Source organism: Gelidibacter sp. F63206 (assembly GCF_023015735.1).
In genome coordinates this window covers 1-12,849 of record NZ_JALKAU010000081.1, presented here as the reverse complement: position 1 = coordinate 12,849, position 12,849 = coordinate 1, and the positions used below count along the sequence as shown (strand labels likewise).

The window sequence follows — 12,849 nt, the reverse complement described above, 5'->3', positions numbered from 1 at the left end:
ATTTAATTTGACCTCCTGAACGATTGTGCCAACATTTGTAGGGAGGTTTTTTTGTGAAAACTATAGGTGCATGGGCTCCATTTTTTTTAAAGTTAAATTGGGAAGTTGCCGCATATGGTTTGGTGCATAGCGGCAGCTATCCCAAAGACTAATTCTAACTGTTCGCTATGTGGCACTGTCTTTTATAGTGCTGCCATGTTCTTAGGGATTTAGAGTTTGCAATTGGCGATAGCGAGGTTTTTGTTGCAAACTCCAGTTGTAGCGTATCTCAATGATGAGGTTTAGGCTTGGTCACAATTGATTTTTCATGCGTGTTTTGGTTTTAAATTGTTAGTCCTGTTTTATAAACGCCTGTGCTGTCCTCTGATTAAGGTAAAACCTCAAAATATTTGGAAAACGTTAAGATTGATGCTACTTTTAAACTGTCGATTATTAAAATGAGCATCAATCTGGGTTTCTTCCAAAAAAAGGGAAACCTAAGGCGGTTTTGGATTTTGTAATGTTTGGGCTTAATACTCCCTAACATTGCATTACCTGTTGTAAGTATGATTTTTTTTGAAGCCGTTTTCCTGTCGGAACGTAGTGGGGAGCTACTGGCCATAAACAAAAAATCGTTCTCACAATTGAAATTATGGAACGATGTTTCGGAAGTATGAAAATTTCTTGCATAAAAAGCAAGGAGCGGTCTCACACTTTCAATCCGTAGGTGTCCTAATACCCTACAATAATAAAATTATTGTATGCAATTGAAAGCATACGTGAAAACCACTCACATGCCAATACAAAAGTATTAAACTTTTTGACATGGAGCGATTTCACGAAACTCTCGTCTGCTAAATAGGACTTTACGGAACGAGAAATCATCGTTTAATTCCCGATATACGGGTTATTATCTAATCGCTAATACAAATATAATAATAATATCTAAATATCCAACAGGTTGGATGATATTTTTTAAATAATGAAAAAAATATTGGAATTACGGGTGACTCAATTTGACTTTGATTTTATAAATCACGTTAAAGGTCTGAGAGAGGAAAATGGACTGACCAAAGAAGATTTAAGTCTTAAAATGGGATTGGCAAAATCTTTTGTAGGGAATGTTGAATCTTACACTCAGCGACATAAATATTCTACAAGACATATAGCTTTGTTAGCGAAAGCATTCGGATTTAAAAATATATCTGACTTGATGAAGTTTGATACTCCAAAATATGATAAAATCGTAATAACCATTCAACAGACAATGAATAAAAGCGGTACAAAGGTTATGCGTAGTGAAGTGATGAAGATTGAATCTATAAAATAGTTTTTGCTTAAGACAATGTGTTTGGCTGTTGCAAATTAACTTTTTAAGACTATTCATTCATTGAGGGTGGTAACTTACGTGGTCTTGTAATGCAAAATGGCTGCTAAAGAATAAATGCAATTGATACAGTTATATCTTCTATCGCCGTCGCTGGTGTTATTAGTAATCTGAAACAAGATGAATTAGTAAAGACAGGAGAAAAGGTTGGTAGGAAGGAGGTTTACTACAAAGCGTAAATTATGATTTAAAAACTATAAACTCAAAGACGCCCTATTGATAGAGGCTTAAAGTATTTACTGTATTAATTAACTTAAGCATATTATTCAGATGGTTAAAGCAAAAGAATAAAACTCTTATCTTTTTGTGGTAAATTGAAAGTTGAGATAGGGTAGTGGTGGTCTGTAATAGCCTTTTTCCTTTCATACACTCTTCATGCATTATCCATGGAGTATCCATGGCGTTGATACGCTATACCTATATATTGTGACCCGTCCTGACCCGTCCTAGAATAGCTATACAGATTATTAATTAAATCCTAATATAGTTATACAAATATAGTTGATAGTCCTAAAAGAACTATACAGTTGTTTTTTCATGTTCAAAGTACCTATTATAGTTCTTCCATCTTTTGTTTAATTTCTCTGATTGCAAGTGTGCTTGATCAGGGGTTAAATAATCACAGCTTGCATGTGGTCTGAAGCTGTTGTAATTAGCAATACTCTCTGAAATATACTTTTGCGTTTTCTCAAACCCCAAAATGCTGGCATGTAAATTAAATTCTGTTTTTATGATTCCATTGATGCGCTCAGCTATGGCATTCTCATAGGGGTCGCCGTTCTCCGTCATGCTGATGGCCGTTCTGTTCTTAATCAACATTGCGACATATTGATGTGAGCAGTACTGCGAGCCTCTATCTGAATGATGTATCATCGGTTCCTGATATTTCCTATTGTTCAAGGCCATCCTCAGGGCGTCTATACACCCTTGTGCGGTTGTCTCATTTTTCGAAAGCATTTAAAAAGCAATATGGGGTCACGCCGATGACTTTGAGAAAGTAATCTCGATTCAAGATTCAAAATGATTTTTTAATCGGTTTGCATCTTTTTTATCAAATCCCTTAGGGACTATCGGTAATCCCGTAGAAAACATTTTAATTCACGAATTTTATTCCTACTTAAGATTCGGTTATGACATTAAGATGGGACATATTGAAACACTATATTTTAGAAATTGTCAGTTTACTGTTCATTCTGTTGTTTGTATATGCAGCGGCGAGTAAATTATTGGATCACTCTCAGTTTTATAACGATCTAAGAAATAGTGTTTTATTTGGTAATCCAATAGCTTCAACGGTAATCTCTTGGGGAATTCCCATATTATAACTTGCAACAGCCCTGCAACTGGCTATTTCTAAGTATCATAAAGGAGGACTTTATATGGCTTCAAGTTTAATGATAGGGTTTACTTTCTATATCGGTGGAACTCTGCTTATATATGAATTTGGTTTAGCTGAGCTTCCATGCTCTTGTGGTGGAGTTATATCACAACTCAGTTGGCAGCAACATCTATTATTCAATGCATTTTTTGTCCTGTTGGGAATAATTGGAATTTACCTTCGGACTTATAAAAATAAACCTATAAAATCCCGATCATAAACTATGGGATGAAAAAATATTATTGCGCAATAATATGTAAAGTTGCCTAAACTTGAAATAGGCAAATTGTTTAATCATTAAATTATGAAAATATGAAAAAGTTTAAGTTTTTAATACCAATGATGGTATTTGTTATGGCCATTGGCATGGCCTTCGCTTCTAAAATCAACCCTGATACAGGGTTGTGGGTTGAACGAAATGGAGTTCCTTATCAATTACAAAGTAATCCTTGCACGAGTAATAAAGAGGTGGATTGTCGTGTTGTTTTTGCAGGCGATCCCAATGCTGTTGAACATCAGGTTTATACAGATCAGAATTTTATTAATCAGAAGAAGGGAGGAACTTTAGATTCATATATCCTTATGGAATAGATTTTGAGAATGAGAAGCCCTTTGAACGATTTTAGTTCAAGGGCTTCTTTGCATTATTTAATTAATATCGCTTTTTGCCGCAAAGTTCATTAAGAGCTTATCGTCGAGATATTTTTGAGCAATTATAGGGATGTGTTCTCTTTTTATGGATTTTATGATGTTATCAACCTGGTCTTGTTTATAGTAAGGTGTTCCATATTGATAATGGTTATATAAAGACTGCAACATTCTTTTATTCTTATTTCTGGCTATATTGCTATAGTAGTAATTACGATTGGATCGCATTACTAATTCAAACATTTCTTCATTCACACCATTGACTTTTAGGTTGTTTACCATTTCTATAAGGTCATTTTCTACTTTAGGGAAATCTTCAATAGAACAGCTCAATATAAGATTTATAAATTGAAGTTTATTTGATAAATCAACACCATTTGCAGCAACTGAAATATAAACTGCTCGTTCTTTTTTAAAACGCAATTCATTTAAGCGAAAACTTAAAATTCCAGTCAAAAGATCATATTCTATTTGTTCTTTAAGTGATATTGTATCTATTGATTGTCTTAAATAAGTTTGAAAAACGTGGACATTTTGGATAGGTAGGTCAGGATGGTATATTTTTTTTAAGGGAGTTTTAGGTAGAGATATTGGTAAATGCTCCTTATCTGTTTCTAAAAATATATTTTGTGATTTTGACGGTAAATTTCCTAAGTACTTTCGTAAAAGGGGAAGCGTAGTTTCCAAAGAATAATTGCCCGTAATCACAAAAGTGAGATTTTCTGAATCTTGCATCAGGCTTTTATAAATTTGATATGCTTTTTTATAATCGACTGCTTTTACACTTTGATACCGTTTGGTACTCATACGCATTGGAATATTATTTCCCCTATTTTCTTGCACAGTATTAATAAAATCCTTTTGTACCCTATCAATACCATGAAACCTCATATAGTGTATTTCCTCTTGTCGTTTCCAATCGTTAAAAGCCTGCATATCCCATCTTGGTTCGACCATGTATAAATAAATTAATTGTAGAGCCTCTTCAAAACTATGAAACGATACCTCTCCTTTTATTCCGGAATCTTGGGATGATATATAAGGGCGGACACTATAGGAAAGTTTAGTATCATGCAATGACTCATGAAGTTGAAATTTATTATAATTTCCCACACCTGAATGTTGAACAATATCTGGAATCAAAATGGCACTATAAAAATCTTCTTTTTGGACGTTAAATGCGCCTTTTGAGTTAAAGCCATGAATAAGGATGTCATTCTGATGTCTGTCCTGCGAAGGAATAAAGGGTTTAAGAACTAATTTGAGGCCATTTTCCAAAGTTATTTTGTGTGCTCCAAATTCATCCATTCCATGATCGGTAAAATTTACAGGTTTTAATTTATCAATCTGTTCGAGAGATAAAAGTTTTTTAGAAAGAGATGGTTTGAATTCATCGTTCTTGATTTTTTTACTTTCCTTGATCCATTGCCTAATTTCTGTTTCATTTATTTTTAAGTCCTTTTCTCCCGGAGTGATTATTGCAATATCCTCAGGCATTTCTTGAAAGTGCTTTTTTATAAAGCTATTAAACTCGTTTAAAGAAAGACGTTCCAAAAATTCAATTGACATGATTGGTTTTTGAATCATTTTGTCCTCAATAAAATGGGCTCTAATTTGTTTATTCCAATACTGTGGACTAAGGGTGTCTATTTGGGATAATTCATTAATGGTTTCTTGCTTATAAGCCTCAAACTCATCTAAAGTGAATCCGTTTCGATTAATCTCCTTAATGATAGAAAACGCTTTTTGAACTCCTTCCTTTCCGTGACTTTTGTCGACTTTTACTTCTATTCTAATTGCTGGTAGCCATAGATCTTGTGCTGCATATATCTTATAGGGAATATTGTATGAGGAAGACATCGCTTTTCTAAATCTTTTATTGAGCATTCCTAATCCCATCTCTTTGGTATGATTACTGTTAAAAGTATAGGTTTCTTCAAACTGATTACTATTATTATCCCTCATGAAAAAACGAAAAACTATAGGGGTTTTTTCTATTTCACTATCCTTTACTGCGTCATTAAGTAGTACAAACTGGTTTTTTCGTGCCAAATAATTCTCTTTACAGTCTATTGGTAATTTTGGAGTTGGTGTATTTTTTATGTCACCAAATATGGTTTTGATCATTTGCATCATTTCCTCTTGGTTTTCAATATCACCAACAACGATTAACGCCATCCGATTGGGCTTGTACCAATCTTTATAAAAACGTTGTATATTGTAAATGTCCAAATTCCGAATGTAATTTTGATGGTTTACAGGGGTTTGTACTTTGTTCATGCAATCAGACAATAGAGATGCTGCTTTTATAGTTGAGTATAAGCTAGGTCCATTACCATATAGATACTCCTGAAAAAAAATTTCTTTCTCACTATCAATATCTTCTTTATTAAATAAAATGTTTCCGGAAGCTATATCCCGGAAAAATAAAAGTCCAGTTTTAAAAGCAGCTAAATTTCCAGAGGGATGATTAAACGTATAAACCGTTTCATTTGCTCCTGTCGCTCCCCCGATGTCGCCCGCCTGCATTTGAAGTTCACTTAATAGCTGTACATCCCTTGCAATTTTGGCATAATGTTTAGTGCGAGCAAATGGCAAGTGTTCCAAGAAATGAGCTATTTGGCCTTGATTCTCCATTTGATATCTACTACCTGCTTTGACAATTAGATCCATTGATACTTTTCCTGTTTTTTGTGCTAATGGTTTGATGTAATATGTAAATCCGTTAGGTAATTGACCATAAATAATCCTTGAATCCAAATTGGAAATATCTTTTAGACCTTTGTAGCTTTGGGTTTGTCCTTGTATGTTTAAAATCATCATATATGCCAGACTTAAAATCCATTTTATTTTCATCATAGAATGTTTTAAATTAATAACCACTATTTTGAGTTAGTTTTGGGTTTTTTAAACGTTCGTTTGCGGGAATAGGATACCAAATATCTGTTTCCTGCCAATCTGTATTTGGTTTTTGGGATAAAACAGAACTTTTTCCAGAACGTTTTAAATCAAACCACCGATGTCCCCATTCTGCAAAAAACTCTTTTCTTCGTTCTTTAAATATTGTTTCCAAAAGCTCGGACTGGGTAATATGAGGATTGTATTCAGAAATAAGTACAATTTCAGCACGCTCCCTTATTTTGTCAACGTCGGCAATTGCGTTTTGTAAATTTCCTAAATGGACATTAGCTTCCGCTCTAATTAAATATTGTTCCGCCAATCTCATTACCATGGAATATTCATTTATTTTCCCTCCTGACGCATCGTACTGGATTTTATATTTATGAGGATAGAACAAAATCTCATTATTAGAGGTAAAACTTTCAACCCAGTTTATCCAGCGCAGATCCTGTTGGTCTGACCATTGATTCAGAAAGGATTCTGATAAGACTGCAATAGGTGTTTTAGTTGTGGAAGGAATAAAGAGATTACCTTCATTGGTATGGGTAAAACTGCTTCCCCATCCTAAAGGTGAAATTTGCCAAATAGCTTCTTCACTATTTGCTAAAAACACATCGTTAGGATTTTTCAATAATCTATAATGTACCTCCTGATTGATGACTTGACTGCTATAATATTCTGCTTGTTCCCAATTTTTCAAATAAAGATGGGTGCGGGCCAATAAAGCCATAGCGGCATAGATATTTGGTCTTGTACGTTCGGCATCAGGATAATCTTTTTCTAATAGCGTAATTGCATCTTCTAAATCCACTATAATCTGATCAAAGACAGCAGTTATACTGTTTCTAGGAGTTATTGCATTTTTATGGTAATCTGTGCTTAGCAGTAGTGGAACTTCTCCAAATAAATTAATCAACTGGAAATAAGTGAAAGCACGGATAAACTTCGCTTCACCTTCTAGGCTTTTTTTTGTTTTTTCTGAAAGGGCATTTGAGTTGATACTATTTTCCAATATAGCATTGACCATATATATCATGTTATAGCATCCTGCCCAAAGGTCCAGGTTCCAGCTATTGGATGCGTCTATAGCATTTTCTCCAAACTCCATTATCTGTACGGTAGTCGAAGTTGTGATAAAGTTATCAGCGGTTAAACCTGCTAAAAAAGTTACTGACCTACTTCCTCCGTTGGAAAAAGAAGCGTTAAACAATCGGTTGTAAATACCTGTCATCGCACTGTGGGCAGTTTCGTCACTGGAGAAAACTGTTTCACTAGTAATTTTATGATTGGGAACTTCTACTTCAATAAAATCTTCGCAGGCACTCACTGAGAGAAGCAAGGAAAGAAAGAATAACTTAGTATTTTTATTAAATATATTTTTCATTTTTTTAAGGTTTTAAAAGTTAAGCTGAACACCGGTAGTAATGTTTTGCAGGGCAGGAAGGTTCATTTCGGCACCCAAATGAGGATCTAATCCTATGTAATTTGTAAGGGTGAACAGGTTTTGGGCATGTATGAATATCTTAAATTGACTTAAGCCAGTTGACTTTATGAGTTTATCCGGAATGTTATAACCTAAGCTCAATGTTTTCATCCGGACATAAGAAGCGTCCGTAATTACAAAATCACTATTATAAGCATTGTTATATGCCATAAGAGCGAAAATGGATTGAGATGCAGTTTGGGTTGAAGAGGAATTTTCGTGTTCGTTTAAATTTACTTGGTTCGGTAAATTATTTCCCAAACGTCCAGGTGGAACCGCCATAAATTTATACCCATCTTGCTTTACAAACTCCAATAGAAAGTTTAATGAAAAGTTTTTATAATTAATTTGATTTTGAAGCCCGCCATAATACTGTCGTCCTAATTTTTTTACACTAATCTGGTCATTAATATTATAGACTCCATCTCCGTTTACGTCTTTTATGGTATAAAGTCCAGTTTCAGGATCTACCCCTTGGAAATTATAGAGTATCTTCAAGTTTAATGGGAATCCTACACGATATGTATTTCTATAAGATGTTTCCTCTATATGTGGGAACCTGATTAATTTGTTTTGAGGAATGGTAAGGTTGAAAGAACTACTCCACGTAAAGTCATTGGTTTTAAGATTATCAGTATGTAATTCAAATTCCCATCCCGTATTTTGAACCGTCGCTGGATGGTTGGCTTCTACAAGGTTGAAACCGGTCATTGCTGGCAATGGGTACCCAACTAATTGGTTGGAGGAGCGATTGTTGAACCAAGCTGTATTAAGGCGGATTTTATCTTTTAAAAAACCTAATTCTAATGCAGCTTCCAGCTTTTTGTTTGTTTCCCAGGAAAAGTCCGGATTGGTCAATTGGGTCGGATATAGTCCACCAGGCCCTGGTGTGGCTTGGTAGGTATCAAGATATCGGTAATCTCCAATTTGATCGCTACCCGTAATTCCATAGCTGCCTCTCAACTTCCCGAAGGATAGGAAAGATGATTTTTTCTGAATGAAGTCTTCGTTTGAAAACATCCATGCTGCTCCTATGGCTCCAAAATTGGCAAATTGTTTACCTGGGCCAAATCGGGACGACCCATCACGCCTTCCGGTAAGGTTCAAAAAATAAGTGGATTTCCAATTGTAGCCAAGACGTGCAAATACAGCATTATATTTATAGCGCGTTTCCAAATTGTTATTTATTGAGATTTTATCAGCAGCTGCCAAATTACCCATCAATTGTTTATTGGAATATCCTGTGCCAATCATTATTAGGCTATTACTACTATTTTCCTGAAATGTAGCTCCCACCAATGCGTCAAGACTATGGTTACTAAAGCCTTTTGTGTAGGTTAATTGAGGTTCGGCAATCCAAGATTTCCGTCCAATCAATGAGTGGCGGGAGGTATTAGAAACCCTGTGCCATATTGCGGGATCATAAGTTTCAATAGGAGTTAATATTTCATCTTCGCTATTTAGATCTGTATAACCCAAGTTGGCTTTTAGGGTGAATTCATCTAAAAGTTGATATTCTATTCCTATATTTGTAATGAGGTTTTTTACTGTTGCGCGACTATCATTTTTTAATGCGGCAAACGGGTTGTCCCATGTAGAATTTTCCCAATTTAGGCTTCCGTCATCGTTGTAGGTGGCAGGGGCATTTGGAGGAAGCGTGAAAGCTATGCTTACAAATGTGGCATTACTAAAAAGGTCATTATCATCTAATCCATAATTCGTCGTCAGGTTCAGCCTGAATTTATCATTGTGCGAACGGTGATTAAGGTTGAAGTTAAAAGTTTTTTTCCTGTAGGAGAAATCCCCAGGAAAAACTGAGCTTTGTTTATGTGATGAAGTGCCTACCAAATATGAAGTGTATTTGTTGCCGCCTGAAATGCTGAGATTTATATTTGACATGAAGGCCGTTCTTCCAAAAAATTCTTTTTGCCAATTAGTGTAACGGTCTTGATCCCAAACAAGCAAATCAAATGCATTAAATTGGCTTGGTACAACACCATCATTTTCAAATGCCTGTTTACGTAACTTTAAGTACTGTGGCGTATTGAGTAAATCCACAAAATGAGAAACCCTACTGATACCACTATAAGCACGTGCTTCTACTTGTGTTTTTTCACCAGCTTTCTTTTTTTTGGTGGTAATCAATATGACTCCGTTGGCTCCTCGGGATCCATAAATGGCGGTAGCATCGGCATCTTTTAGGATCTCGATACTCTCAATATTGCTGATGTTAAGTGTGTTTAAAGGGTCAGTTCCCGTAACCAATAAATTGTTTAAACTAAAGAGCGAACTTGAATTGATGGGCATACCATCCACGATATATAAAGGTAGGTTTCCGTTGTTGTCAAATGATTTGCGCAAGCTGTTTTGTCCGCGAATATATATTCGGGGTGCAGCACCGGGAATGCCAGATCTTTGGGTTATTTCAACCCCTGCCATCCGTCCTTGCAAAGCTTCCAAAGGACTCACAATGGGTTGCAATTCTATATCCTTAGCCGTAACCCTTGTAATACTCCCCGTCCTTTCCCGATCCGTAGTGGTATAATACCCCGCATTGATTTGTACCTCTCCTAGGGCTGTCGCATCCTCCTGTAGTGCGACATTTATGGTTGTGCGATTTTGAATTGGAATGGTAAGCGTGGTATATCCCAAATAGGATATTAGGAGTGTGTCCGTTGCTTTGGCGGTAATGTTGTAGTGTCCATCAAAGTCAGTGACCACTCCGTTTTTGGTGTTTTTAATAAGAACATTGGCGCCGGAGACGGGCAGTTTGCCATCGGTAACTTTTCCTGAGACCACAAAATCCTGTTGTAAACTATTTTTAAGGGGTTTTTGTTTAACAATTATTGTATGGTCTTTAGTCACTAAAATATCCAAGTCTTTAAAGGATAAGCTTTTTTGTAATAGTTTATTTGTAGTTATCGTTCCCTTTTTTACTTGAATGCTGGGAAAATCCTTAAATAAATCTACCTCGTAAATAAAGTTGTAATCTGTTTGGTCCATGATGAGATCAAACACTTGATCCACTGTCAATGTTTTATCCTCATCAATTTTGATTTTAGAATTTTGGGAGATGACATTATCTGGTGTTAGGCCAAACACCATTGCACAGCATAGGAAAATGAATGTTCTCATCATGACTATTAAAAACCTTCTTCTGAATAGAAAAGCAGTATTAGTTAATTTAATTTGCATAAATTTGTAATGTATTAGTTAGTTGAACAATTAATTAATATTCATTTAAGAGGGGTGTAGTACTATACTTGCAGGTAGAAACTACATCCTTTCTTATATTATCGTGCCAACACGCCAGCTGGCCCTTTCACTAAAATAGTCCACAGGACTATTTTTACGTTCCGTCCGGGTTTGAACATTGTTCCCTTTTTTTTGGAATTTACTCTAAATGTTTTATCATATTTATTTTGGATATTGGTTATACTTGAATGATTTATACGAATAGTGTTGTTTTATTTTACCTGTTTTTATTTAAGAAATATTGTTTTGTCAATTATTTCATAGTTGTCCAATGAACTAGACATGATCACTGACATAATATCTTCGATGTTTTGATGTTTTCGCAATACGCCATTAAATTGAACCTTTTCAAGAGATTTATTTTCAAAAACCACATTCACGTCATACCAACGGGAAAGTGATGCCATGATTTCCTTTAATGATTTTTCTTTAAAGCTGAATATGCCGTCTTTCCATGATACTTCTGTTTTAACATTAACTGTTGAAACGGTTAATGTATTAGTAAGCACATTTATATTGGATTGTTGGCCGGGAATCAAATTTTGAGTTTTGTTTTGATAATTTAACGCTACTTTGCCTTCAACTAAAGTCGTGTAAATATTTGACTCATGTTTATAAGCTTTAACATTGAACTCTGTACCTAATACCTCTATCTCTTGCTGGTTGTGAATGACCTTGAATTTTGCTCCTTTATGTTTCGAACTGTGAGATACTTCAAAATATGCCTCACCATACATAAGCTCTACCTGACGGCTTTCGCCGTCGGTAAAACTTACTGGGTATTTTAGTTGTGTTTCAGAGTTCAACCATACCCGTGTACCATCTGCGAGGGATAATTGAAACTGCCCGCCTCGTGGGATTGTAAGATGGTTATAGACTAATTCTCGGGAAGTACTGTTATTATAAATTATCTGCTCGCCATTACTTGTAGCGTTTTGAGTTTGAATAGACGTGTTTTTTTCTAAAGAAATTGTTTCTCCCGTTTCAAGCGTTAAGGTGGCTTTGTCCGTACCAGGATGGATGTTATGGCGTACTATTGTAGCACTTGGTGCTATGATGTCGTTATTTAACACACGATCTCTAAAAAAATAAGTTGATGCCATAATACCCACTACAACTGCTGCCGCGGCATAACGCCATATTCTTCTTGTTGAAGATCTTCTTTTTTCATGCTTCGCAGTTTTTAGGATGTTTTGATACATCGTTTGTGCTCGTTTCGGTTCAATGTCAGGGATCTCTTCAAATAGTTGCATTACCTCATTGAAGTTAGGTAAATTGTCCGTCCCTTTTGTTTGTTTTACATATTTGATGATTGTTGCGATTTCTTGTGACGTACAATCATTTTTAACAAACTTTAGCAGGAGTTTTTGTATATCGGGTACTTGATTCATTCGTGCCTAAATTATCGGTATCTATATAAACAACCATTGAGAATCATTTTTGTGTTACTCAAAAGTTATTTTATTTTCAGAAAATGAACAAATCATACCAAATTGCAGAAGCATAATATCTGTTAAACCTCTTTAAATTCAAGGTGTCTTGAGTATAATTGCTATGAAAATCAAATGTGTAAAAAAAGGTGGATTTTTTTTGAAAAGTGGTGTAACCCTGAATTTTTAAATATTATTTCAACCACTTAAATGCCAATAGCAAGAGTGTAAAGGAGATGTCGCTGTTTTTTAAAAGAAAGACTCGAAGCGCTTCAAGGGCTTTGTTCATTTGGCTTTTTACTGTATTTATTGAGATGCCTAATTCTTGGCTGATCTCTTTATAGCTTTTGCCTTCATTCCGTGACATTTCGAAAATTAATCTTCGTCG

Annotated in this window: 8 protein-coding genes and 1 pseudogene; 3 read left to right on the top strand and 6 right to left on the bottom strand. The window is 35.2% G+C overall.

From position 1 onward, the window contains the following. The first annotated feature begins 961 nt into the window (after positions 1-961). The gene (locus MWU32_RS04625; protein WP_246938186.1) at positions 962-1,309 is read left to right on the top strand and encodes a helix-turn-helix domain-containing protein; all 348 of its coding nucleotides are present in this window, start codon (positions 962-964) and stop codon (positions 1,307-1,309) included. A gap of 576 nt (positions 1,310-1,885) precedes the next feature. Here the strand turns inward: MWU32_RS04625 and MWU32_RS04620 are convergent. Further along, positions 1,886-2,323 (bottom strand): integrase core domain-containing protein, encoded by a 438-nt coding sequence (locus MWU32_RS04620; RefSeq protein ID WP_246938185.1) that lies wholly within the window; start codon positions 2,321-2,323, stop codon positions 1,886-1,888. Positions 2,324-2,496: 173 nt separating this feature from the next. Here MWU32_RS04620 and MWU32_RS05465 point away from each other — a divergent pair. Together MWU32_RS05465 and MWU32_RS04610 are read left to right on the top strand one after the other, a co-directional pair. Further along, positions 2,497-2,964: pseudogene (locus tag MWU32_RS05465) on the top strand (MauE/DoxX family redox-associated membrane protein). Between the two features lie 92 nt (positions 2,965-3,056). Beyond that, a complete protein-coding gene (locus MWU32_RS04610) occupies positions 3,057-3,335 on the top strand; it encodes a DUF6520 family protein (RefSeq protein ID WP_246938183.1) in 279 nt (92 codons plus the stop codon). 57 nt (positions 3,336-3,392) lie between these two features. Here MWU32_RS04610 and MWU32_RS04605 read toward each other — a convergent pair whose 3' ends face one another. The 5 genes from MWU32_RS04605 to MWU32_RS04585 form a co-directional block, all read right to left on the bottom strand. Further along, positions 3,393-6,251, bottom strand: coding sequence for a M16 family metallopeptidase (locus MWU32_RS04605; protein WP_246938182.1), 2,859 nt, complete (start codon positions 6,249-6,251; stop codon positions 3,393-3,395). Positions 6,252-6,264: 13 nt separating this feature from the next. Beyond that, entirely contained in the window at positions 6,265-7,677 is a 1,413-nt protein-coding gene (locus tag MWU32_RS04600) for a RagB/SusD family nutrient uptake outer membrane protein (protein ID WP_246938181.1), read from the bottom strand. Positions 7,678-7,689: 12 nt separating this feature from the next. Next, a complete protein-coding gene (locus MWU32_RS04595; protein WP_246938180.1) occupies positions 7,690-10,971 on the bottom strand; it encodes a SusC/RagA family TonB-linked outer membrane protein in 3,282 nt (1,093 codons plus the stop codon). A gap of 287 nt (positions 10,972-11,258) precedes the next feature. Then, the gene (locus MWU32_RS04590) at positions 11,259-12,422 is read right to left on the bottom strand and encodes a FecR family protein (RefSeq protein ID WP_246938179.1); all 1,164 of its coding nucleotides are present in this window, start codon (positions 12,420-12,422) and stop codon (positions 11,259-11,261) included. Positions 12,423-12,654: 232 nt separating this feature from the next. Further along, positions 12,655-12,849: sigma factor-like helix-turn-helix DNA-binding protein (locus MWU32_RS04585; protein ID WP_246938168.1), on the bottom strand; the 195-nt coding region annotated here is incomplete at its 5' end.